The following is a 23,995-nucleotide window of genomic DNA, read 5'->3' on the forward strand; positions in this document are numbered from 1 at the left end:
TTGACACCTAAGGGACTTCTTTCAATAACGGAAACGCAAGGTGAACGGTTGTTCCTTCTCCCACTGTACTATCGTAAAAAATGGTACCTTCATGCTGTTCAACAATTTTATGACTAACTGTCAATCCTAAGCCTGTGCCTTTTTCTTTTTGTGAAAAGAATGGCTCACCTAATCGTTCAATACGTTCCTCGCTCATACCGTAACCGTCATCCTTAATCTTGACGGTAAGCGATCCATCTCGGGCTTGCATTGTCACGATAATAGCACTGGCACTCGCTTCTATCGCATTTTTAATAACATTAATAAACAATTGCTTAAGTTGATTTTTATCCCCATATAGATAAAGAGGGTACGGCTTTTTAAATGATAAGCTACTGCCATTTGCTTTCGCTTCAGCAGATAATAGATGGATGACATCTGATAGAACGTTTGTTACATTTGTTTTCGAAAAAATGACATCGTGAGGGCGTGACAGGACGAGTAATTCACTTGCAATCATATTAATGCGTTCCAGTTCCTCTAACATAATACGATGAATAGGGTTCTCTTCCTTGCTCTCTGTTTGAAACAGTTGAACAAATCCTCGAAGTGATGTCAATGGATTGCGTATTTCATGAGCAATTCCTGCTGCTAATTCGCCAACTACGGCTAACTTTTCGGTCGTACGAAGTTTTTCCTCTGCTTCGATCATCGGTGTCATATTGTGTGCGTAACCTGTAATGCCGACAAGTTCTCCATTTATCATGATAGGTAGCGATGCACAATTGACGATGACCTTCTTTCCAGTTCGATGCTTGATCCGAATCTCATTACATTGAACAACTTCTCGACTTGTTATCACTTGATAAAATGTTAGTTTTAAGCGAACATGATCTCGTTCATCAATAAATGAAATGAATGGTTCTCCAATACTTTCTTCTCTATCATAGCCGGTGACGTGGATGAAATGTTGATTAAGATCGGTAATATTTCCTTGAAGATCAATCATATAAACAAGCTCAGGGCTGTAATCAAACAATGCTTTATATCGAAGCTCGCTCTCTGCTAATCGTTGTTTTGCTTGTATTCGCTCTGTCACATCTCGACCTACAACAATTAAGGCTTTACGCTCACCGCTCTCTGTAAAAAGAGGCGTCTTCGTCGTATCAAATATTTTCTGTTCCCCATTCTCTAGCGTTATAACTGTTTCACTCCTCGTTGTTTTTTGGAGTGCCCACGTTTGTTCATCTGTCTCATTTGCTAGTGAAAATTCCTTTTTAAAAAAAGGTTGTTCTTCAGCAAGCTGGCTATTTGTTTTTCCGATGTAATGATGTTGATCTAAACGGAAAAGTTTTAAGGCAAATGTATTAGATTGAATCCAACGACCATCCCCATCTTTAAAGCTGATGAAGTCAGGAATAGAATTAATAAGTGTTTCGACCTTCTCTTTTTCTTCTGTTAACGTGTTAATCTTCTCTGATTTGTTTAACAAGAAATAAATAAAAACGCTGGTTGCGATAATAAAGAAAATCCCTTTTAATTTTTGGTAAAAGGAATATAGTTCAGGCTCCCAACTTAGTAATAAATAATCGGTTCCTATCACCCAAATAAGACTAAACCCAATAAAAGAAACAATGATTTTTCGTTTTACGTTCATTTTCATGTCCACCTTTAAGATTCTATCGTCATAAGACTACCTGCTCTATTGGGGAAAAACAACAGGATTTGAATAAGTCTGTCAATTGATGCTAGCTTTCTGATGAATGAATTATGAGAACAACGAAGAGGAGTTAGTCATGGTTAATCAGCTTCCGCCAGATCATCTGCAACAATTTGTAGGTGGGAACTTTGAGCAAGTTGGGAAGGCGTTTTTAACGTTGTTTTAACAAATTGGTGGTTTAAACCAAAATCGAAGTTGGTGTGGTCGTACTCACTATACAACGTATCAAGATTTACTGGTATTAAAGAAAAAAAGCAGTAGGAATATCACTACTGCTCTTCCGTTCTAGCAAAAACGATCTTGCGGTTTAGGAACCGACAGTCCGAACAAAGGTCGTAGCTTGAGTGCCAAAAAGGTTCCACCGATGGCCATTACGCCCCAGATGTAGCCATGTGCACTAAAGGATGCAATACCCCCAAAATAAGCACCCACGTTACAACCAAACGCGAGACGTGCGCCGTAACCCATTAGCAAACCACCAATAACAGAGGCAGCCGCATTTTTTGCAGTAATGTTTGATAGTGTAAACAACCCACCTGCTGCAGAAGCGAGAAAGGCGCCTAATATAACACCAAAGTTTAAAACTGTTGTCGTATCAGCGAAGATAGATGCATGTAAGGCTTCTGTACTTCCTTGCCAATAGCCCCAGCTCTCAACATCGAATCCAATTGCATCGGCGGCTTTTGAACCCCATAACGTAAATGCTGATGTTACACCCCATGGCGTACCGCGTGTCAATAGAGTTAAGGCGTTTAACACTGCAAGTACAATTGCCGCTGTAAATAAAGGCCAAGAACCTCTAAATACGCGCTTCCAGCCAACGGCAGAGGGTACGGCTGCCATTTTTGGTGGATTTTTTTTCTTTTCAATACGAATTGTAATCCACGCAATACCTGCAAAAATAAGTAAAGATACTAACAGTGCGCCACCGTAGCCTAGTCCAGTTGACGTTGCTAAAGAAAAGGGTTCGGCTGATGGCATATCGTCCATCCAAAACGTAAAGTGGGCTGCTCCGATTGTAGAACCAATGATAAAGAAAAGTAGCGTGATAAACATAACAGATCGTCCGCCACCAACAGCATATAATGTACCTGACGCACAACCTCCACCAAGTTGCATACCAATACCAAAAATAAAGGCACCGACAAGTAAACTGACGCCTACAGGGGAAACGTATCCGTTCGCGTCTGTTCCAAAAAACGTGGTACCGACTGCTAAGATTGGTGCAAACAATAAACAGGCTACTGCAAGCATAAGCATATGCGCTCGTAAAGATTGGCCATTCCCTACAGATGCTAACCTTCGAAAAGCAGATGTAAAGCCAAACCTAGCATGAAATAATGTAAATCCAAGTCCAATTCCTATTAGTGCTAACAAGGGTTGGACAACATGTTGTGTAAGAGCTAAAAAGACAGTTAATAATATGGATACAACTATACCAACTATCACTAAAAGACGCTGTGGTGGATTCAATGGTTTTGTTTCTTCCTGTTGCGCTTTCGTAGACACTTGATCACCTTATCCTATTAAATTTATCCGAAAAGGATTGTATTATCTTATTTAAAATTATGTACGCTGTCAAGGTAAATCCATTTGTACTTAGTATGCTTTATAATGCGGGTTTTACCAATCAAAAGTAAAAACCAAGGCTCAGGCCCTGGTTTTTACTTTTCTAACCAACTGTCAACAAGTTCACGATTTTGTTCAATCCACTGTCTAGCTGTTTCTTCGTCATCATCTAATTCCGCTTGTAACTGAAGAAGTTCTCCAAGTGTTTCATCTGTGAATTTAGCATTATTAAGCCACGTGATAACGTCTGAATGATCTTCCGCTAATCCATTTCGAGCGAGATAATAAATATCGTCTGGCTCACCATAAATGCGGTCTGGATCATCAAGAAATTTCAAGTCATATTCTCCTAAAGTCCAGTGTGGGCTCCATAATGTAACAACAATAGGCTCTTCATTTTGATAAGCATTTTGAAGTTCTGCAACCATCGCTTGTTCAGACGAAGCTGCAAGTGAGAAATCTTCTAGTCCATAATGAGGAATTACGTCATCTTCTGTTAACCCCATTAACGCTGAGCCTGGATCAATGCCATAAATGGTCCCATTAAGCTCGTCATAAGCATCTGGGAGATCAGCTATTGACTGAATATCTTCCATATATGTAGGCACCGCAAGCCCTAATGTGGCGCCTTCATAGAGCACACCATCTTCTTGAACATCAAGTTTATCATTATTCTCGTCAATGTAAGCTTTATCTGTTAATGGTAACCAAGTGTTAAAGCCGATGTCATAATCTCCTTGCTCTACACCTGAAAATAAAAATGCTTTTTCAACAGAAGCTAGTTCAACATCATAGCCCTGTTCTTCTAAAAGCTGCTCCCAAACGTGGGAAAATGCGATCGCCTCTGCGTATAAATTATAGCCTATCTGAATAGAACCAGTTGAATCGCCTTGATTGCTGTTATCGCTTCCACATGCGCTTAAAGAAACCATGGTAGCGAATGCAGTTGCGACAAGGTAATGCTTTTTCATAGTGACATGTTTCCTCCTCATTGAAATACATAAGTTAAACCTTACCATATTGTTTCGAATCGTACATCTTTTATGCACAGGATAATCAGGTTTGTTAGGGAGAAGAAGAGGGAACTACTAAAAAACACCCCATCCTATAAGGGGGTGCTCGTAAGCCATTATGGTCGAAATACTTTATTTACTTTCCAGTGCATTTCAGGGAATGTATTTAAATTTAGTTTTGAAGCTAAATGGTCTGCATGTTCATAAGAGGAAAATAACTTGTCATAAGGTGTAGAGGAGTTTTTTAGCGACTGAGTATAGCCATCGACGATACGGGTTACAGCGTACATACAACGAACTCCTTCCCTCTTGCTCTTAACTGTATTATGGCATACATAAAGAGGGACTTCATTATAAATTTTCTGAAAAAAGAGCGAGCTTTTGTAGGATTTTGTAGAATGTGCATTAAATGTATCGAGCTTGATGTGAATGTACGCATTTTTGTCGAGTAAAGATTAGGTTCTTGAGGTGAAAATATTAATGGATACAATGATTTGGATCATTATTGCGGTTATTTTGTTTGTCATCTTAGCAGGTGTAACGAAAGCCATTTTACGTATAGCCTTTTCGTTAGCAGCGGTTGCAGCCGTTATCTTTTTCATTTGGCAATTGATTAGTAGTATGTAAGTGTATGATACGAACAAAAGGCAAGTGGTTATCTGGTTAAAACTAGTTCACGAGCGCGTTAAACGACGGTTTTTTTGCGCTCGTTTACTTGTTTAGTGGTACAAGGACATCTATATAACTAGGGACAAGTTCAATCGTGACAGGTAATGACATTCCTGACTCTCCATCAACATTCGTCGTTAATTCACTTTCTGCCGATACGTGAACGCGCTTTGCTTTGAAGGCATGAACGTATTTACTATGCTCTAAAGTACCGGCTAGTAAGGAAGTACCAACCGCAGCTGTATTTAATAAATTCGTATCTTGTATGATGAAGCAATGTAAATAACCGTCGTCAATTTCTGCTGAAGGTGCTAGCTGTTCAAAGCCACCAACTGAATTCGTTAAGGCTGCAATAAAGAGTAATGCTCGTCCTTCCCATGTTTGCTCATCGTATTCGACACTCATTGTGCATGAAGCATCACCTGCGAACGTTTTAATGCCTTCTTTTACATATGCAAAAAAACCGAGTTTTGATTTATCTTCTGATGGAACTTCTGATAGTGAGGTAGCTAATTGACCAGCTGCTACAACATTGATAAATAGTTGGTCATTTATTCTACCAATATCTGCTCTGCGTGTAGTGGTGGAACGTAACATGTCAATTGCTTTTTCTGGTTGTAAAGGAATATGAAGTGCTCGAGCAAAATCATTTACTGTACCAAGTGGAATAACGGCTAGTTTGGGTCGATATGTTTGGTCAATCATGCCGTTTATCGTCTCGTGTAGCGTCCCATCTCCACCAAGGGATACAACTAAGTCGATTTTTTTCTCGCACGCCTCTATACAAAAAGAGGTTGCGTCAAACTCTTTTTGTGTCTCTTTTACTGCAACTGTATAGCCTATATCTTCTAGCAAGCGAGATGCTTGTTCGCCATACGTGCGTGCTTTTTCTTTACCTGAACTTGGATTTAAAATAATGAGTGCTTGTTTCATCGATTTTCACCTCTAGCAAAGTTATCATAGTTTAGTTTTCTCATATCCACAGTAAATTTGCACGTAATTGAAACCCAAATCCATTTCACTCGTAGTATACTGTGAGGGGAAGGGGAGAGTCGATGTTTTTTTGGATTATGATTATGGGGTTAACGTGTTTAAATTTAAATCCGGTTGAATGGGTGCGCGGCATGAAACAAATGCCAAAGCAATGGTTGTTGAGCCAAGTACTCCGCTACGGAATTGGAGTAGTGTTAAGTTTTGTTATTATTTATATTTTATTAGTGGATCATTCACTTACTGGATTTTTGAATAGTTTCGGATTTATCGTTGCCTTAAACTTGCTTGTATCAGGTTTTTTTCAAGCAGCGAAAGGGTTATCTACCGCAACTAAAAAGAAAAAAGTGCAGAAACTTAAAAAAGGTAATGTTCGCTTAACTCAAGCAGGAATTGGTGCTGTTTTATTTGTTGGGTTGCTTATTATGAACATTGTATACCCACTAACCATCACGCAACAATTAAGTGAATTAGGTGAAATTGAGATTTCAACCGATTCAATTGATTCAGTAACGGAAGAAAGCGTTCGATCCGTTCCACATTCGTATGCTCGATACAAATCGGAAATTGTATTCGGGAATATAGAGAACTATTCCTTTTATGAACTAGGCGAGTCCGCCATTCAGCGAATTGATGGCGAATTATACTGGGTATCGCCAATTGAATATTCTAGTGTCTGGCGTTGGCTGAGAGCGGATAGCGCACCTGGTTACGTTATGGTTAGTGCAGAGAATCCAAACGCAGAAGCGGTACTCGTTGATGACTATGAAATGACGTATGTACCGAGTGCTTTTTTAGGAGAAAACTTAGAAAGGCATATTAGAAGTCTTTATGGTGACGTTATACTGATTGATTATTCTTTCGAACCGGATAATGATGGAAATCCTTATTACGCGTATTCCTATGCGTACTATGACCATTACCGTAGTGCACCGAAAGCAGATGGCGTTATTTTAGTTGACCCAGTTACAGGAGAAACGCAGAAGTATGCGTTAGGGGAACAACCCGATTTTATCGATAATGCTATTCATTATTCATTAGCACTTGATTATGCGTACTGGTTTGGAACGTACAGCAATGGATTAATTAATTCTTTATTTGCCAAAGAAGGGGTACACCAACCAACGAGTGATGAAGAGATGATTGGTGTGCTTGGACCAGATGGGAATATGTATTGGATGATCGATCATATGAGACCCAATCAGGAATCCAACGCAATGGTAGGCTTTACGATGGTTAATGCCCAAACAGGAGATGCGACCTATTATGCAGGAACATCTGGTATGACGAATGCTAGAGGTGCAAGGGATGCCGTGAATCGCTCATTCCAACGTGAGCAATGGGAAGGTACACAACCTGTTTTGTACTCAATCTATGATAACTACACATGGGTAGTACCGGTAGTGGATCAAAGTGGGTTAATGCGTGAAATTGCTATGGTTCATGCTGACACGTCAAGCGTTGCTACTGGAACATCGAGAGAGGAAGCGTTTCACCATTATCGTCAAATGTTAGCAAACGATTTAGGAACAGATGATTATATACCGACGAATCTACTAGATGAGTTAGAGGTTGAAGGAACTGTATATCGAGTGAGTCAAGTATCTAATTCTCGTTTCATCCAAGTGCTACTAGAGGGAGAAAGTCGTGTATTAGAATTTGATATGACAGGAAATGCAGCTGCTGTATTCATTCAGCCAGGAGACGAAATTGAAGTCATTGTGAACGATACCGGAGAAAGTGTTTTGCCAGTTATTGAATTCATTAACCTTACGACGGATGAAGAATTTGGAGAGATCGAAGACTTTGAGTTAGAGGATGAAAATGAACAAGAAGTGAACGAAGAGGGAGATGTAGACTCTTCAGACGAGTAAGAAATCTAGCCCGCTGTAAACGGTGATTCTGTGAAGAATCATTTGTTTACAGCGTTTTTATATGAATATAATACTTCATTTTTATTCGACAAAAATTGCAAATAATTAAAATGTGTGATAAATTATATGAAATCGTTGAAGAAATAAAGGGAATTGTCGTTAAATAGAGAATATAGAGGAGGAGTCTAGGGAAAATTTTTACTAGATAAAACTATTTAAAAACTTAAAAAACATTGTTATATGAATCAATCTTATGTATTGTTATACGTATCTTTAGTAGTGCCGTTAGGGGGGGTCTAATGGATAACATTGTGCTTCAATTGAAAGATTTACAAACGACTTTTCAATCTGGTAGAAAATCTGTGCCAGCTGTTGATGGCGTTAGTATTCAACTACATAAAGGTGAAGTTGTCGGAATTGTAGGTGAATCGGGTTGTGGGAAAAGCGTAACGTCCTTATCCATCATGCGACTTATTCCAAGCCCGCCTGGGAAAATTAGTAGAGGTGAAATTCTCTTTAATGGGGAGAACCTCGTTACTGTTTCGAACAAGAGAATGAAGAAAATAAGAGGAAAAGAAATCTCCATGATTTTTCAGGAGCCGATGACTTCTTTAAATCCTTTGTTCACTATTGGAAATCAACTTGTTGAAGCCATTCGTAATCACAATAACCTATCAAAGAAAGAGGCGCTAGAAAAGGCCATCCAGTTAGTCGAGATGGTCGGTATTCCTCGTGCAAGAGAAATTGTTGAAAGTTATCCGCATCAATTATCTGGCGGAATGCGTCAGCGGATTATGATTGCGATGGCGATGTCGTGTGACCCTGAAGTATTAATTGCAGACGAACCGACAACGGCTCTCGATGTAACCATTCAAGCACAAATTCTAGATTTGATGAGGGAATTGAATCAAGAAAAAGGAACAGCTATTTTATTTATTACACATGATTTAGGCGTAGTAGCCGACATATGTAATCGTGTTGTCGTGATGTATGCAGGTCAAGTTGTTGAAGAAGGATCGACCCGAATGATTTTAAAAGATCCAAAACATCCCTATACTCAAGGGTTGATTCGTTCATTGCCAAATATGGCTGAAAAGCAACAGACGCTTTATTCGATTCCAGGCACAGTGCCACAGCCAGGATCTATTGAAAACGGCTGTCGTTTTGCAGATCGTTGTGAATTTGCTTTTGATGCATGTTTCTTCGAAGATCCAGCTTTACTCGATTTAGAAGAAGGTCGTGCTTGTCGCTGTCTGCTATACAAGGAGGAACAAGAAAGTGTCGGCTAAGCCCTTACTAGAAATTAAAAACTTGAAGACGTACTTTGATATTAAAGGTGGCGCTTTATCTAAGAAAGTAGGAGAAGTGAAAGCGGTTGATGGCGTATCCTTCTCCGTAGAAGAAGGGGAAATCGTTGGGATTGTTGGCGAATCTGGTTGTGGGAAATCAACAACTGGAAAATCGATCTTGCGGTTAATTGAGCCAACATCCGGAGAGGTTCATTTTAATGGAGAAAATATATTGGCGCTTCCTGATGAAAAAGTTAGAAAAATCAGAAGAGATATGCAGATTATTTTTCAGGATCCTTATGCCTCATTAAACCCTCGTCATAAAGTAGGGAAAATAATTGGTGAGCCAATGCTTATCCATGGAATAGGCGATAAACAAGAACGAAAAAAACGCGTAGAAGAATTGCTTGAAAAAGTAGGTTTGCGAAAAGAGCATGCCAATCGGTACCCTCATCAGTTCAGTGGTGGCCAAAGACAGCGAATCGGAATTGCTCGGGCGTTAGCGGTTCATCCGAAACTAATTATTTGTGATGAACCAGTGTCTGCTTTAGATGTTTCTGTACAATCGCAAATTCTTAACCTAATGGAGTCATTGAAGGACGAATTTAAGTTAACCTACGTGTTTATCGCCCATGATTTAAGTGTTGTGAAACACATAAGTGATCGTGTTGGAGTCATGTATTTAGGCAAGATGGTAGAACTCGCTTCAAGTGACGCTCTATATGAAGAACCGAAGCACCCATATACAAAAGCACTATTGTCTTCTGTTCCAATACCTGATCCTGATTTGAAATCAGAGCGAACGATTTTAAAAGGAGATGTACCGAGTCCGTCAAATCCGCCGAGTGGCTGTACGTTTCATACAAGATGTCCGAATGTAATGGATATTTGTAAAACAGCAGTACCAGTCTGGCAGGAAGTGGAACCAAACCATCGCGTTGCGTGCCATTTATTCAATCAAAATGATGAAAAGGGGATTATTCAATGAAAAAAGTAAAAATGAATTTAATTTCAGTATCATGCTTGTCTCTTTTATTATTGGCAGCTTGTGGAGGCGATGAAGATACAGCAAGTGATGGAAACACAGATACAAATGACAATGGAAATGGTACAGAGCAAACAGATGGCGGGGTATTGATTTTCGCTAGAGGCGGAGACTCACAAGGATTGGATCCTGGTGCCGTAACTGATGGAGAATCATCACGTGTAACAAAACAAATCTATGAAACATTAATTGAGTTTGAACAAGATTCATTTGAACTAAAAGAAGGGTTGGCGACAAACTGGGAGCCTAGTGAAGATGGATTAAGCTATGTCTTTACATTAAGAGAAGGTGTAACGTTCCATGATGGTACACCGTTTAACGCGGAGGCTGTTAAAGTCAATTTTGAACGTTGGGCAGATCCAGATCACGAATTTGCATTTCGAGATGAAGGCTATACGTACAGTGTATATGGAACACTATTTGGTGTAGGCGAAGAAGATGTCATTGAAGAAATTAACGTTGTTAGTGATTATGAAGTTGAATTTGTTTTAAATGAGCCGTTAGGTGCGTTTTTACAAAATGTTGCGGCAAGTTATTTTGGTATTATCTCTCCAGCGGCTTTAGAGGAATATGGGACAGATATTGACGAGAATCCAGTTGGAACGGGTCCGTTTAAGTTCGAAAGCTGGCAACGAGATTCAAGCATTGTATTAAAGAAAAATGAAGATTATTGGGAAGAAGGACTTCCGTACTTAGATGGTGTTACGTTTTCTGTTATCGGCGACAATTCAGCGCGACTCTCTTCTCTCATGTCAGGTGATATTGATTTAATGGATGGATTGTCACCAGATGATATCGCCCAAGTTGAAGGCGCAGATGGGTTCGAAATCTTTGAGCGTGTACCAAATAATATTGGGTACCTTGGTTTTAATACCGAAGTAGAGCCATTTGATGACCCACTCGTTCGAAAAGCATTTAACCATGCAATCGATAAAGAAGGTGTCATTGCAGCTGTATACGGTGGACAAGCTACCCCAGCTAAAAATGCAATCCCGGAAGATTACTTAGGACATAATGATGACATCGAAGATTACGAATATGATCTAGATTTAGCGAAAGAACTCTTAGCAGAAGCAGGACTTGAAGATGGATTTGAATTTGATTTATGGACGATGCCTGTTGCTCGACCTTACATGCCAAATCCAATGCGCGCAGCTGAATTAATTCAAGCAGAATTAAGTGAATTGAATATTACCGCTAACATTGTAGAAAAAGAATGGGCTGTTTATTTAGAGGAAATTGAACTCGGCTATCATGATGTATTTATGCTTGGATGGTCCGGTGTCAATGGCGATGCCGATTATTTCCTAGGAACCATTCTTCATACTGATGGTATTCCAGGAAGTAACCAAACGTTCTATAGCAATGAGGAAGTAGATGCACTATTGGATCAGGCAAAACGAACGGTCGATCCAGATGAGCGAGCGAACTTCTACGAAGAAGCACAAGTGCTCATTCATGAAGATGCGCCTATGGTTCCACTTGTTCATTCGATTCCCGTGTTAGCAGGTTCGGATATCATTTCTGGTTATGTTCCTCACCCATCAACGAGTGAAAGCTTGAAGCACGTTTCACTTACAAATCAATAACATCGATGAAAGGCGGTAGCATGAATGCTGCTGCCTTCTTTATCCAAAGAATAGAGGTGAAACTGTGTTTTCTTATATGTTACGAAGAATCGCTTTACTAATTCCTGTTTTAATTGGGATGACGGTTGTCACGTTTTCGATTATTTGGCTCATTCCTGGAAACCCAGCACAAACAATCTTAGGCGAACAAGCTTCTCCTCAAGCAATTGCAGAATTAGAAGATCAGCTAGGCTTAAACAACCCATTTTGGGTTCAATATGGTAGTTACATAGGAGATTTACTAACAGGCGATCTTGGGGTTTCCATGCGAACAAATAATGAAATCATTACCGAGATCTGGCCGTATTTAGCTGCAACGATGGAGCTAACGTTTTTTGCCATGTTATTTGCCATCATTATTGGCGTAAACGCAGGTATTGTCAGTGCGTGGAAACAAAATTCATTTTTTGATTATGCATGTATGCTTATCGCTCTTGTAGGGGTATCAATGCCGGTTTTCTGGTTGGCATTGATGGAGCAATGGATCTTTGCACAGGAGCTAGGTTGGCTTCCGACTGTTGGAAGAAGCGATCCACGAGCACCGATTGAACCAATTACTCATTTTTATATTATTGACACGTTATTAAGAGGAAATTTTGATCAAACCATAACGGCTATACGCCATCTTGTTTTACCTGTCATTGCTCTTGGGACGATCCCAATGGCGATTATTGCTAGGATGACACGGTCAAGCATGCTAGAAGTATTGCGGTCTGACTATATTCGTACGGTTCAAGCAAAAGGCTCTAGTCAAGGTATTGTCGTTTATAAACATGCACTAAAAAATGCATTTATCCCAGTATTAACGGTTGTAGGTTTACAAGCCGGCGCATTACTCGGTGGAGCAATTCTAACGGAAACGATTTTCAGTTGGCCTGGGGTTGGTCGGTATATTTATGAGGGTATTTCGTATCGAGATTACCCAGTTATTCAGTCAGGCATTTTAATTGTTGCTACCATTTTTGTGTTTATTAATCTCATTGTCGATCTTCTTTATGCATCTATCGACCCGAGAATTAAATATTAAGGGGGATTAAGAGATGGAATCAAGACCAATAGCCACTCAACCTCATCAGCGTCCTCCGTCGAAAGAAGAAAAAACAAGGTCGATATGGGGAGATACGTTCTACCATTTATTCAAGAATAAATTAGCACTTGTCGGTGCTGTTATTTTAACGTTCTTTATTTTGCTTGCTATTTTCGCCCCGTTATTAACGTCGTATACGATCGACAAAACGGATCCTTCCATTCGTTTAATGCCTCCTTCATCAGAACATTGGATGGGGACAGATGATTTAGGACGAGATGTTTTTACTCGTGTTGCACACGGTGCACGAATTTCTCTTTTAATCGGCCTCTTTTCAATTAGTGGTGCGCTTGTCATTGGAACCACACTTGGATTAGTAGCAGGGTTCTACGGACGTTGGGTCGATATGCTTATTTCTAGAATTTTTGATATTATGCTCGCATTCCCAAGTATTTTATTAGCCATTGCCATTGTAGCGATTTTAGGACCATCTCTACAAAATGCGATGTTGGCCATCGCTATTATTAATGTGCCGATATTTGGTCGAATTGTTCGTTCAAAAGTGATCAGTTTACGAGCAGAAGAGTTTGTCTTAGCCGCAAAAGCGCAAGGTATGAAAAATGGACGAATTATGTTTCATCACATTTTACCCAATAGTTTAGCGCCAATTATCGTGCAAGCAACTTTAGGATTTGGGATTGCGATCATAGAAGCAGCCGCACTTGGATTTCTTGGAATGGGAGCTAGTCCACCCACACCAGAATGGGGAAGAATGTTAGCTGATTCTAGAGGTTACATTCAAAATGCTTACTGGACGGTACTATTCCCAGGTTTGTCTATCATGCTGGTAGTATTAGGATTTAATATGTTAGGAGATGGATTAAGAGATGCCCTTGATCCAAAAATGAAAGACCAAGGGTAATAAAGGTATACTGAGAAGCGAACATGAAACATTTCCATGTTCGTTTTTTCAATTTATTCATACACACTAAAAGGAGCTGTTCTACATGAGTGGAATTCTTTATTTCGTAAGGCATGCTGAAGCAACAGGGCAAGAACCGTCTGCCAGATTAACGAGTAAAGGGAAACAAGATGCGAAGGATTTAGCTTTGTTTTTTCAAGAGAAGGCGATTAACATGATTCTTTCAAGCCCTTACAAAAGGGCAATTTCAACGATTGAACCGACAGCGGAATTGTTAGGATTACCAATTGAGCAAGAGGAAAGGCTAATGGAGCGTTGTTTAAGTCCGGTCTCACTTACCAATTGGCTTGTGCATTTACAGAGAAGTTTTGCTGACGATTCCTATTCTCTCGAAGGTGGTGAATCGTCCCATGAAGCTCAAGCGCGTATTCTGTCTGTCGTAAACAGCTTAACTGAACCAACCATTATCGTAAGCCACGGAAATCTTCTAGCGTTACTTATCCGCTATTATCAGCCTGAATTTGGTTTCAGCGAATGGGAAGCGATGGGGAATCCGGCTGTTTATGAACTCTGCTTAAAAGAAAGAAAGGTTAATTTGGTAAGGTGAATGCGTAGAATAAATGACAAGATGAGGTTCTATTGAGTAGACGATTGGTAAATGAATGAGGCAAACAGAAAAAGATTGACGCAGTACTACGAAAATTTGCTATAATACATACGATTTGATTTCGTTTGAGTTAAAGAGAAGGTGGAAATTTGGGAAGAGAAGATACTGCAAATCCGTTGGAAACTGAAAAGATTAGTAAGCTCTTTATGCGGTATTTAATTCCATCATTGGTTGGCATGCTATTAATGGCCATTAATCTAGCAGTTGACGGTATTATGGTTGGCAATCGACTTGGTCCTGTTGCGTTAGCTGGTGTAAACATTGCTGGTCCAGTCTATACCATTTTTGTGGGCTTATCGTTATGGCTAGGGATTGGTGGAGCGACTCTATATTCACAAGCAATGGGTAGAAAAGAAAAGGGACGTGCGCAAGTCATCTTCACCCATTCCATTTTACTAATTGGGTTGGGGACCATTGTAATAGGCGCTTTGGCTTTACTCTTTCACGAGCCACTTGTCTACGCACTAGGTGCAAATGAGGAAACAGCTCCATTTGCTGCTGCGTATATGAATGTTTTCTTAGTTTTCGGTTTTATTTTCACCTTGGAAAATGCATCAAGTATTTTTGTCCGTAATGATGGCAACCCAACGCTTGCTATGGCAGCGCTCGTCACAACGGCTTTTTCAAATGTGGGCATTAACTACGTTATTCTGTATGTACTCGATTTAGGGGTGCGTGAAATCGCATTCGGAACGATCATTGCTGCGTTCTTAGGCTTACTCGTTCTATCTTCACATTTCTTTACGAAAAGAAGTAATTTAAAGTTCGTAAAGGTGAAATTTGATTTATTATTATCAAAGCAAGCTTTACGATTCGGGTTTCCAAGTTTCTTAGCAGAAGTAGGCATATCTGTTTTTACAGTCTCTCATAACATTATGTTTGCACGTCTTGCAGGTACAGTGGGCGTTGCCGCTTTTTCCGTTGTCAATTATGTGCATGCAGTTATGTTGCTCATGTTCTTAGGAATGGGAGCAGCGGTTCAGCCTATTGTTAGTTATTTTCATGGTGCAGCAGAACATGAGAAAAAAAGACAGCTTATGAAACTAGCTATTCGAACAGGTTTTGTTGCCGGACTCATTTGCTTCTTAATTGGCCAGTTCGCAGCAGTCCCAATTGTGAATATCTTTGGAGATTTCCCTGAGGAAGTAAAAGAGTTAGCGGTAAGAGGCATACGATTATTCTTTATAGCATATTTAGTTATGGGGGTAAACTTTGTACTGATGACGTATTTCCAGTCAATTGGAGAGGTAGCGATTGCAACATGGATTACCGCTGGGAGACAGATCATTCTAATGTTGCTGTTTTTATTAATAGTACCGTTCCTTTTAGGCGTTCATGCGATTTGGCTTGCCATTCCTTTTGCCGAAATAACCGTATTAATACTTATTTACGTTTATTTGAAGAGGAGTAACATTCACTTTGGTGAGAAACGTGTATTTTAAAGAAAAGGCTGTAGACATTGTCTACAGCCTTTTCTTATATACTAGTTGCTTTTTGCTTTGGCATGATCGGTTACTGCTTGAACACCACGAGCAATGGAACCACTAAAATCATCTGCCTGTAACGATTTCAAACCAGCTTCAGTAGCACCACCTGGTGTTGTGACTTGATCACGTAATTCTGTTGGTGTAAAACCTGCTTTAAGCATATCTGCACTTCCTGCCAGCATCTGAACAACGAGATTCCGAGCTTGAGATTGGTCAATGCCAAAAGATTGTGCAATTGATTCAAGCTGAATGACAAATTCATAAACGAAAGCAGGTGCGCTTCCAGTAACGGCAGTTAATTCGTGAATAAGTGATTCGCTTAGTTGGGCACCTGTCCCGATAGAAGCTACTAATGATTCGACATAACTTTTTTGTGTATCCGTTACATGTGAACCGTATGTATAAAGGCTTATCGAAGCTCCTGCTTGCGCTGCCGTATTCGGCATGATCCATGCAGTTGCTACCCCAGCCGGTAATTGTGCTTCAAGGTCAGAAGGTCCGATACCCGCAGCTACAGTTAACACGAGTTGGTTCCTAACGAGAGGACGTAACGTTTTCAAAATAGATGGGTGTGCAGAAGGTGGAGCGGCAATCAGAATGACATCCGCTTCAGTAACCTTTTCAGACCAATCTGAAATCGCTTCAATTGGATAAACCTGTGTGAGCTTATCTAAATGAGCTTTGTTTGTTTGATTACTTACGTATACGGGTGAGAATGCTGGATTTGGTTTAGCTAGAACGCCTTTAAATACAGCTTCAGCCATTCTTCCAGCACCGATAAATAATAATGATGGCAACGTGACTTCACTCCTTTAATATAGTAAAAGACTTACGCGAAAAAAAAAGAAAAAAGCGTAAGTCTTTTATGAAAAAATACCAAATACTGGTATAAATATTTTAGGTAATTGAACTATATAAAGCTTATCAAACTGAAAAGAAAAAGTCTATATTTTTTTTAAAAAATTATGCAAAATAAGAAAAGAGACTTGAGAGAGGGTGAATATAATATGAACCAGCATGATTACGAAACGGCTGTGTTAAAAGCGTCATTAAAAAAGATTGATCGAATGTTTACACATGTTCAGCAAATTCCGATTTACCGAGGAGATGACTTTACTCAACAAGTGTTAGAAGATCGACGGGAAGCGAAGCGACAATCTCTCCGAATTGCAAATGAAGAACCATATTTTGCTCGCTTAGATTTTCTTGATTTTGAAAATGAGGACAAGAAAGCCCTATACATTGGTAAAGTTGGTGTACATGATGATGAAGAGGATCACCCTTTAGTGATTGATTGGCGAGCACCGGTTGCTTCTTTATTTTATAGTTTTAACGGCAGTGAAGAGGATGTCTATTACGAATCGCCAGATGGTATCGTGGAAGGCGAAATCCAATTAAAACGAAATGTAGTTATTCGAGGGCGTGAATTAAAGCGAGTTGTGGATAGTTACGTAGAGGGCCAAGAAAGTAGCGGTGGGGATGAATTCCTTCTCTATAAGTTAGGTGAACAAAAAGACAACAAATTAAAAGACATTGTATCGACCATTCAAGCAGAGCAGAACTCAATTATTCGCTCTGATGTAAAGAAGCCATTGCTTATTCAAGGGGCAGCAGGTAGTGGAAAAACAACGGTTGCTCTTCACAGGTTGGCCTTTCTTCTTTATGAATACAGAGAGCGTTTAAAAGCAGAACGAATGATGATCTTTGCTCCAAATGCAATGTTCCTTGATTATATTGCCCAAGTGCTTCCAGAGCTAGGAGTAGGCGATATTCAGCAGTCTACTTATGTTGATTGGGCTTTGCAAAAATTAGATGATTCCTATGAAGTGGAGTCAACAGAAGACCGGATCTTCACTCGTTTTGAGCTACAGGTTGAACCAGAAAATCAAGTCGTTATTAAAGAGAAAGGGTCTCTCGCTTTTCGAGATCAACTTAAGAAATACGTGGAGGAAGAAGTAGCCAATCGTCTACCAATCAAAGATTTTATACCTTGGGCGAGTGGCCTTGTTCAGAAGGAGAAGATACAGGAATGGATAACCCAGGATTTCGCTCATTCTGCTCCTTTAAAGCAAAGAGAACGACTGCAAGCAAGGTTAAAGCGCTGGGTTGAAATAGAGGTAAGGATGTTTGAGGATGAGAAAGAACGCAAAGCGTATAAAACAGAAGGGTTGAAGGCAGTAAGAAGTTATATGAACAGCTGGAAAAAACCAGATGAATTAAAGCTGTATCTGAATTTTTTACAGCAACAAAACCACCCAATCTCTCAGTCACTGCGCAGTGGTAAATTGTTTATTGAAGATCTGGCTCCAATGGTCTACATACACCAACAATTAATTGGTATAGATAAGGAAGCTCGCTTTGATCACTTAGTGATTGATGAGGCACAGGATTTATCGCCCTTTATCATTTCCTTATTAAATGACTATACGAGAAAAGGAGGCTTGACGATTCTAGGAGATCTTGCTCAAGGCATACACGGTGAAGAAGGCATTGTTACGTGGGACTCGTTTATAAAGGTTCTTGGTCAGAACTGTACTTACGTGCAAATGGAAAAGAGTTATCGCTCAACGATGGAGATTATTGAATATAGTAATGGTATTCTTGAACAGGTCGAAAACCATCCGCCTTTAGCAAAGCCTGTTTTTCGAAGTGGTGAGCCTGTGAAAGTGATCTCTTATTCACTGTCTTCCATGCTTCAGTGGCTAAGTGATGTAAAAGCGTATGAAACCATAGCCTTTCTAACTAGGACAAAGAAAGAAGCGGAAACGCTTGCTTTGGAATTAAAAGAAGCCGCTATTTCAGCGACGCTAATTCGTGCAGGGGATACAACGTACAAAGGCGGAATCTCCATACTACCAATTTACCTGTCAAAAGGGTTTGAGTTTGACGCTGTTATGCTAACAAATGTATCAAACCATCATTATCCAAACAATCCTGTTCATCAAAAGTTGCTTTATGTAGGTTGTACAAGAGCACTTCATTCGTTATCACTTTCATATGAAGGGACACTCTCCCCCATTATTCCATTATAGTTAGTTGAAAGAGGAACGTATGCCGTTCCTCTTTTTTTGGCAACTGAATAGAGTGGATAGAAGGGAGGGTTTAGTTTGGAACGTAGAGGAGTTAACTACTTAGCGATCGGCGATTCACTAACTACGGGTGTAGGCGCTTCAGGCAAGCCTGATGGGTTTGTTTCAATCTACCGACATTATGCGAGTGGCGCTTTACAAGCTCCTGTGAAAACACTAACAGTAGCTCGGAGTGGTTTAACAACTGGTCAAATCCATCGTCTCGTCTATCAGCAACCAGTGACATCCATTACGGAAGCCAATTTCATTACAATTACAGGTGGTGGAAATGATTTAATTCAATCCGTGCAATATGGTCGACAACCTTTTTCCGTTGAAAAAGTAGAACATGCAATTAAAAACGCTATTTATTGGATGACTCAATTGGTTTCGTATATAACGGAAATCAAACGAGGTAAAGCCATTCCTTACAAAATCATTGTGTTTAATAGCTATAATCCACTGGACTCTGTACCATTTGTGGACCAGTCTATCAAGTCGTTCAACCGCGGAATACAATCATTAACACGGTTTCCACATGTACAAGTTGTAGACGTCTATCAGGCTTTTAAAAGACGAAATCACTATGTTCTTTCTCGCGATGCTTTTCATCCAAATAACAAAGGCTATAGTATAATGGCGAATGAGGCAGCAAAAAAAGGTTTTCAGCTAAACTAAAGTGTGGATTTTTAAGTCTATTCATTTAGAGCGGCTTTGCATGGTCAAGAGGAAGTCGGTATTTATTCGTCAGCGCCTTGAATGGAGAGACAAAGAGGAATGGACAAAGTAACAGTTTTTTTAAATCAATGGGACGGCTGGTTCATGTTTAGTGAGTCGCCGTTCTCTTTTGCGATTAGTCAATCACTACTATTTTTATTTGGGAAATGACGGGTGTAGTGTTCCGAAACGTATGGAACAGATTGTGGCTTAGAACAACCTCATCATCATGTGGAAGGTTCTGTCTGATTGCATTACAGTTTACCGTATAATCAACAGGGTATATCTAACTAATTTTTGACTTTTTTCTGTATGTTTTACATAGTACAACAGATCAAATCATTGTATACTAAGGGAAGCAATGATGAAGAGGGGGATCGGACGTGAACGCGCGGTTTGTTAAATTAATCTCTGCTGCTTTTTTTGTGTGTATAGCTGGTATACTTGTTTTTGCGATTACTGGATAATGAACGTGATAAATATAGATGGAAACGTTTAATAGTACTAGTAAAGTCGACAGTAGAATGTGTAATTATGTTAGTGAATAAACATGTTGAGTATATGTTTTCGTAAACGTACATGAATAGAATGATGACATTAGTCCCCGTAAAAATACGTTATGAAAAAAATTCTAAGTGCATTCTTAGGATTTTTTTTGTTTATATCGATTATAATAGTCTGAAAGAGAAAGATAGAGGGGTAGATAGATTTGAGGACAGTTTTTTCTTATTTGCTGTCGTACAAGTGGGCTGCAATTATTGCGTTTATTTTTATGCTGTTAGAACTGACAGTTGAATTAATCCAGCCTTTATTATTGGCCCGAATCATTGATGATGGCATACTTCAAGAAGATTTAACAACCGTTATCGTTTGGGGAAGTGTCATGATTGGCTTATCCCTCGTTGCGTTTGTTGCAGGCATACTGAACTCATTTTATGCAGGACATGCAGGGCAAAGCACAGGGTTCGATTTACGAAACGCGATGTTTAAAAATATTCAGCGGTCCAGTTTGGACAAATTGCAACCGTTTGCCACCTCTTCATTAATGACGAGGCTAACAAACGATATAACGCAAATTCAAAATACCATTTTTATGGGGTTACGTATTATGGCTAGAGCGCCCTTACTCGTTGTAGGTGGTGCCTTTATGGCTTTTTTAATAAATGCTAGACTGGCATTCTTTCTAATTCTTACCATTCCAATCCTTATTTTCTTTTTACTATGGATTTTGAAAAAAGGTGTACATATTTTTGGACAAGTTCAAAACCAAGTCGACAAGGTCAACCATGTCGTTCGAGAAAATTTGACAGGGATTCGACTTGTTCGAGTTTTTGTACGTAAGGCTCATGAAGTCAATCGTTTTTTTGTAGAAAGTGATACGCTACGAAAGCGTATGGTGCAGGCATTTCGATTGATGGAACTAACGATGCCAGTTCTTTTACTTTTAATGAATGCATCGATCTTGCTTGTGCTATGGTTCGGTAGCTTTCAAATTGATAATAATACCGCACAAGTTGGCGATGTTGTGGCAATCGTTAACTACGCAACGAGAATTACATCTGCTCTAGGTGTATTCGCAATGATTATTATGGTGTTTTCAAGAGCAAAAGCATCAGCATTGCGAATTGAGGAAGTTTTGTTAGAGCCTGATGATGAACTAAAAGGTCAAGTGCAGCTCCCGCAACCTCCTACATTTAAGGGTGAGGTTCAGTTTCAATCGGTATGGTTTTCTTATGATGGGCAAAAAGAGCCTGTTTTAGAAGACATTTCGTTTCACGTACATGCAGGGGAGACCGTTGCAGTTTTAGGTGAAACCGGATCTGGAAAGACTTCTTTGTTTCAACTCATTCCGAAACTTTATGAAGCGGATTCTGGTGAAGTGACAATAGATGGAACGTCCATTAAACACTGGAATATACAAGAGCTCAGAAAGCAACTGGGCTACGTCCCCCAGTCTATTCGTCTGTTTTCGGGAACAATTCGAGAGAACATTGCTTGGGGAGTCCCAGATGCTTCACTTGAACAGATTGTTCTAGCAGCTAAGGCAGCGCAAATTCATGAGACGATTGAGAAACTAGAACAAGGCTACGATACTGTGGTTGGACAACAAGGAGTCAATTTATCAGGGGGACAAAAGCAACGCATTTCAATTGCACGTGCATTGCTTCGTGAACCTAAGATCTTACTTTTGGATGATAGTACAAGTGCGTTAGATACAAAAACAGAAGAACAGTTTTTACATGCGCTAGAGGATTACTCATGTACGACACTCATTATTACGCAAAAACTTTCGACAGCGAGGAAGGCAGATAAAATTCTATTGCTAGAATTCGGTAAGATTGAAGGCTACGGGAGTCATGAGCAGTTAATGGAACAATCATCGTTTTATCGTAAAATCCATCAGTCACAATACGGGAAGGAGGAGTAGCGTGTCTATTAAAACAATCTTAAAAGAGCCGTTTCAATATAAAAAAATTGACTGGCGTCATTATCAACATAAGCAAAAAGAAGATCAGCCTTCAAAGCCAGCTCACCCACATGCTGCAAGAGTTGGTAAAAGTCAAAAAGCCCGTGATTGGAAAGAAGCAACGCGAAGAATTCTTGCATATCTACGCAAACGTCAGAGTGCCATTTTTGTTGTTATGGCTTTAGTTATCATCAGTTCCTTACTTATGTTAGTAGGTCCCTTTCTTATTGGCGTTATTATTGATAATTATATCATTCCAATGACGTTTGATGGGTTAGGCACCATCTTACTTCTTTTATTCGCTTCTTTTATTGGTTTATCAATTGCAACGTTTTTTCAAAATTTTATTATGGTTCGTATCGCGCAAGCTACGATTTATGAGATTAGGAGAGATTTGTTTAACCATCTACAACAACTGCCGATTCGCTTTTTTGATAAAAGGCAACATGGCGACATTATGAGTCGAGTGACAAACGATATTGAAAATATATCGGCAACCTTAAATTCATCTATCGTGCAAATTTTATCGAGTGTTGTTACATTTATCGGTATTTTAGCAGTCATGTTATGGTTATCACCCATTTTAACGATTGTGACGATGACGGTTATTCCTCTTATGTTCTATGGTTTAAAATGGATTACGAAGCGAACGCAAGTGTTTTTTAAAGAGCAACAACGTACTCTTGGGACATTGAACGGTTATTCAGAGGAGACGATTGCGGGTCAGCAAATGGTCAAGACGTTTTCTCGTGAAGATACGGTCATTGATGGATTTACTCAGCGAAATGAAGCCTTAAGAGTAGCTGGCTTTTGGGCGCAAACCTATTCTGGTTTTATTCCAAAAGTCATGAACGTCTTAAATAATTTAAGCTTTGCTGTTATTGCTTTTATCGGGGGAGTAATGGCGGTTAATCAAGTTGCTGGTGTTACTATTGGAATGATTGTTATCTTTGTAGAATATGCTCGTCAGTTTACAAGACCACTGAATGACTTAGCAAACCAGTTCAATGCTTTACTTTCTGCATTGGCAGGGGCTGAGCGAGTATTTGAAATCATGGATCAAAAGCCAGAAGAAGAAACGGAAGATGGTTCTTTTCAAAGTGATTTACAAGGCCATGTGGCGTTTGAACAGGTAAGCTTTTCCTACGAGAACTCTCCAATATTAAAGAACGTCTCATTTACGGTAAAGCCAGGTGAAACAGTTGCATTTGTTGGTCCAACTGGAGCTGGGAAGACGACGATTATTAATTTGCTGACGAGGTTTTACGATGTGAATCAAGGTGCAATTACTATTGATGGAACTGACATTCGAAAGCGTAATCGACCCGACTTGCGAAGTCAAATGGGCGTTGTACTACAGGACTCCTTTTTATTTCAAGGAACTATTCTTGAAAACATTCGCTATGGACGACTTACGGCAACTGATGAAGAGGTATACGAAGCGGCGAAGTTGGCAAATGCCCATAGCTTTATTAAGCGACTGCCAAAAGGGTATAAAACAACGTTAAAGCAAGATGGCGGCGGCATTAGTCAAGGTCAGAGACAATTAGTCTCAATTGCCCGTGCGTTATTAGCGGATCCAAAACTATTAATCCTTGATGAAGCGACTTCTAGTATTGATACTGTAACAGAGATGAAGATTCAAGAGGCGCTAAAGCGTTTGATGCATGGACGAACGAGTTTTGTAATTGCGCATCGGCTAAATACAATTGAAACAGCTGATAAAATTCTCGTTTTGCAGGCAGGAGAATTAACGGAAATGGGTTCACATGAAGAGTTAATGGAGAAAAAAGGCTTTTATTATGAATTGCAACGAACTAAAAATATGGACGCAATTCTATAAATTAGAAAGGAATGATGCAAA

19 protein-coding genes are annotated in these 23,995 nt (G+C 39.6%); 13 read left to right on the top strand and 6 right to left on the bottom strand.

The genetic code is table 11. From position 1 onward, the window contains the following. Positions 1 to 7: 7 nt before the first annotated feature. The 4 genes from PQ477_RS14105 to PQ477_RS14120 all read right to left on the bottom strand — a co-directional run bounded on the left by PQ477_RS14105 (position 8) and on the right by PQ477_RS14120 (position 4,571). Positions 8 to 1,636 (bottom strand): PAS domain-containing sensor histidine kinase, encoded by a 1,629-nt coding sequence (locus PQ477_RS14105; protein ID WP_274272247.1) that lies wholly within the window; start codon positions 1,634 to 1,636, stop codon positions 8 to 10. Between the two features lie 348 nt (positions 1,637 to 1,984). Further along, positions 1,985 to 3,208 carry a YeeE/YedE family protein gene (locus PQ477_RS14110; RefSeq protein WP_144558585.1) on the bottom strand — a complete coding sequence of 408 codons (1,224 nt, stop codon included), beginning with the start codon at positions 3,206 to 3,208 and terminating at the stop codon, positions 1,985 to 1,987. Between the two features lie 155 nt (positions 3,209 to 3,363). Next, positions 3,364 to 4,239 carry a glycine betaine ABC transporter substrate-binding protein gene (locus PQ477_RS14115; RefSeq protein WP_274272250.1) on the bottom strand — a complete coding sequence of 292 codons (876 nt, stop codon included), beginning with the start codon at positions 4,237 to 4,239 and terminating at the stop codon, positions 3,364 to 3,366. Between the two features lie 158 nt (positions 4,240 to 4,397). Continuing rightward, entirely contained in the window at positions 4,398 to 4,571 is a 174-nt protein-coding gene (locus tag PQ477_RS14120; RefSeq protein WP_158332026.1) for a hypothetical protein, read from the bottom strand. 190 nt (positions 4,572 to 4,761) lie between these two features. Between PQ477_RS14120 and PQ477_RS14125 the strand changes: the two genes are divergently transcribed. Then, on the top strand, positions 4,762 to 4,908 hold the full coding sequence (locus tag PQ477_RS14125) for a hypothetical protein (RefSeq protein ID WP_158332025.1): 147 nt from the start codon (positions 4,762 to 4,764) through the stop codon (positions 4,906 to 4,908). Positions 4,909 to 4,992: 84 nt separating this feature from the next. Here PQ477_RS14125 and PQ477_RS14130 read toward each other — a convergent pair whose 3' ends face one another. After that, a complete protein-coding gene (locus PQ477_RS14130; protein ID WP_274272252.1) occupies positions 4,993 to 5,883 on the bottom strand; it encodes a diacylglycerol/lipid kinase family protein in 891 nt (296 codons plus the stop codon). Between the two features lie 122 nt (positions 5,884 to 6,005). On the opposite strand from PQ477_RS14130, the gene PQ477_RS14135 reads away from it, so the two are divergent. From PQ477_RS14135 to PQ477_RS14170, 8 genes are all read left to right on the top strand, one after another. Next, on the top strand, positions 6,006 to 7,814 hold the full coding sequence (locus PQ477_RS14135; RefSeq protein ID WP_144558587.1) for a hypothetical protein: 1,809 nt from the start codon (positions 6,006 to 6,008) through the stop codon (positions 7,812 to 7,814). A gap of 299 nt (positions 7,815 to 8,113) precedes the next feature. Then, complete coding sequence (locus tag PQ477_RS14140; RefSeq protein WP_144558588.1) at positions 8,114 to 9,103, top strand: ABC transporter ATP-binding protein; 990 nt, start codon at positions 8,114 to 8,116, stop codon at positions 9,101 to 9,103. Next, a complete protein-coding gene (locus PQ477_RS14145) occupies positions 9,093 to 10,091 on the top strand; it encodes an ABC transporter ATP-binding protein (RefSeq protein WP_035396721.1) in 999 nt (332 codons plus the stop codon). Before PQ477_RS14140 ends, PQ477_RS14145 begins: the two co-directional genes overlap by 11 nt. Continuing rightward, a complete protein-coding gene (locus PQ477_RS14150) occupies positions 10,088 to 11,737 on the top strand; it encodes an ABC transporter substrate-binding protein (RefSeq protein ID WP_144558590.1) in 1,650 nt (549 codons plus the stop codon). Before PQ477_RS14145 ends, PQ477_RS14150 begins: the two co-directional genes overlap by 4 nt. A gap of 76 nt (positions 11,738 to 11,813) precedes the next feature. Further along, positions 11,814 to 12,803 (top strand): ABC transporter permease, encoded by a 990-nt coding sequence (locus PQ477_RS14155; RefSeq protein WP_432813903.1) that lies wholly within the window; start codon positions 11,814 to 11,816, stop codon positions 12,801 to 12,803. A 13-nt stretch (positions 12,804 to 12,816) separates the two neighbouring features. After that, positions 12,817 to 13,725 carry an ABC transporter permease gene (locus PQ477_RS14160; protein WP_144558591.1) on the top strand — a complete coding sequence of 303 codons (909 nt, stop codon included), beginning with the start codon at positions 12,817 to 12,819 and terminating at the stop codon, positions 13,723 to 13,725. Between the two features lie 85 nt (positions 13,726 to 13,810). Further along, entirely contained in the window at positions 13,811 to 14,332 is a 522-nt protein-coding gene (locus tag PQ477_RS14165; protein ID WP_274272254.1) for a histidine phosphatase family protein, read from the top strand. Positions 14,333 to 14,538: 206 nt separating this feature from the next. Then, the gene (locus tag PQ477_RS14170; RefSeq protein ID WP_060705271.1) at positions 14,539 to 15,834 is read left to right on the top strand and encodes an MATE family efflux transporter; all 1,296 of its coding nucleotides are present in this window, start codon (positions 14,539 to 14,541) and stop codon (positions 15,832 to 15,834) included. A gap of 41 nt (positions 15,835 to 15,875) precedes the next feature. Here PQ477_RS14170 and proC read toward each other — a convergent pair whose 3' ends face one another. Beyond that, the gene (gene proC / locus PQ477_RS14175; RefSeq protein WP_144558593.1) at positions 15,876 to 16,676 is read right to left on the bottom strand and encodes a pyrroline-5-carboxylate reductase; all 801 of its coding nucleotides are present in this window, start codon (positions 16,674 to 16,676) and stop codon (positions 15,876 to 15,878) included. A 210-nt stretch (positions 16,677 to 16,886) separates the two neighbouring features. Between proC and PQ477_RS14180 the strand changes: the two genes are divergently transcribed. The 4 genes from PQ477_RS14180 (at position 16,887) to PQ477_RS14195 (ending at position 23,974) form a co-directional block, all read left to right on the top strand. Beyond that, positions 16,887 to 18,911, top strand: coding sequence for a HelD family protein (locus PQ477_RS14180; protein WP_186370748.1), 2,025 nt, complete (start codon positions 16,887 to 16,889; stop codon positions 18,909 to 18,911). Positions 18,912 to 18,986: 75 nt separating this feature from the next. Then, positions 18,987 to 19,625, top strand: a complete 639-nt coding sequence (locus PQ477_RS14185; protein ID WP_144558595.1) for a GDSL-type esterase/lipase family protein — start codon at positions 18,987 to 18,989, stop codon at positions 19,623 to 19,625. Positions 19,626 to 20,373: 748 nt separating this feature from the next. After that, entirely contained in the window at positions 20,374 to 22,092 is a 1,719-nt protein-coding gene (locus tag PQ477_RS14190; protein WP_274272257.1) for an ABC transporter ATP-binding protein, read from the top strand. Positions 22,093 to 22,099: 7 nt separating this feature from the next. Further along, complete coding sequence (locus PQ477_RS14195) at positions 22,100 to 23,974, top strand: ABC transporter ATP-binding protein (RefSeq protein WP_432813904.1); 1,875 nt, start codon at positions 22,100 to 22,102, stop codon at positions 23,972 to 23,974. The last annotated feature ends 21 nt before the right edge of the window (positions 23,975 to 23,995 follow it).

The organism is Shouchella hunanensis, from assembly GCF_028735875.1.
GTDB classification, from domain to species: domain Bacteria; phylum Bacillota; class Bacilli; order Bacillales; family Bacillaceae_D; genus Shouchella; species Shouchella hunanensis.

Bases quoted from the DNA above. Each gene is read 5' to 3' on its own strand.
- PQ477_RS14150 (WP_144558590.1), top strand. From the start codon at position 10,088: ATGAAAAAAGTAAAAATGAATTTAATTTCAGTATCATGCTTGTCTCTT.
- PQ477_RS14125 (WP_158332025.1), top strand. From the start codon at position 4,762: ATGGATACAATGATTTGGATCATTATTGCGGTTATTTTGTTTGTCATC.
- PQ477_RS14135 (WP_144558587.1), top strand. From the start codon at position 6,006: ATGTTTTTTTGGATTATGATTATGGGGTTAACGTGTTTAAATTTAAAT.
- PQ477_RS14115 (WP_274272250.1), bottom strand. From the start codon at position 4,239: ATGAAAAAGCATTACCTTGTCGCAACTGCATTCGCTACCATGGTTTCT.
- PQ477_RS14165 (WP_274272254.1), top strand. From the start codon at position 13,811: ATGAGTGGAATTCTTTATTTCGTAAGGCATGCTGAAGCAACAGGGCAA.
- PQ477_RS14130 (WP_274272252.1), bottom strand. From the start codon at position 5,883: ATGAAACAAGCACTCATTATTTTAAATCCAAGTTCAGGTAAAGAAAAA.
- PQ477_RS14180 (WP_186370748.1), top strand. From the start codon at position 16,887: ATGAACCAGCATGATTACGAAACGGCTGTGTTAAAAGCGTCATTAAAA.
- PQ477_RS14140 (WP_144558588.1), top strand. From the start codon at position 8,114: ATGGATAACATTGTGCTTCAATTGAAAGATTTACAAACGACTTTTCAA.
- PQ477_RS14105 (WP_274272247.1), bottom strand. From the start codon at position 1,636: ATGAACGTAAAACGAAAAATCATTGTTTCTTTTATTGGGTTTAGTCTT.
- PQ477_RS14170 (WP_060705271.1), top strand. From the start codon at position 14,539: ATGCGGTATTTAATTCCATCATTGGTTGGCATGCTATTAATGGCCATT.
- PQ477_RS14155 (WP_432813903.1), top strand. From the start codon at position 11,814: ATGTTACGAAGAATCGCTTTACTAATTCCTGTTTTAATTGGGATGACG.
- PQ477_RS14120 (WP_158332026.1), bottom strand. From the start codon at position 4,571: ATGTACGCTGTAACCCGTATCGTCGATGGCTATACTCAGTCGCTAAAA.
- PQ477_RS14160 (WP_144558591.1), top strand. From the start codon at position 12,817: ATGGAATCAAGACCAATAGCCACTCAACCTCATCAGCGTCCTCCGTCG.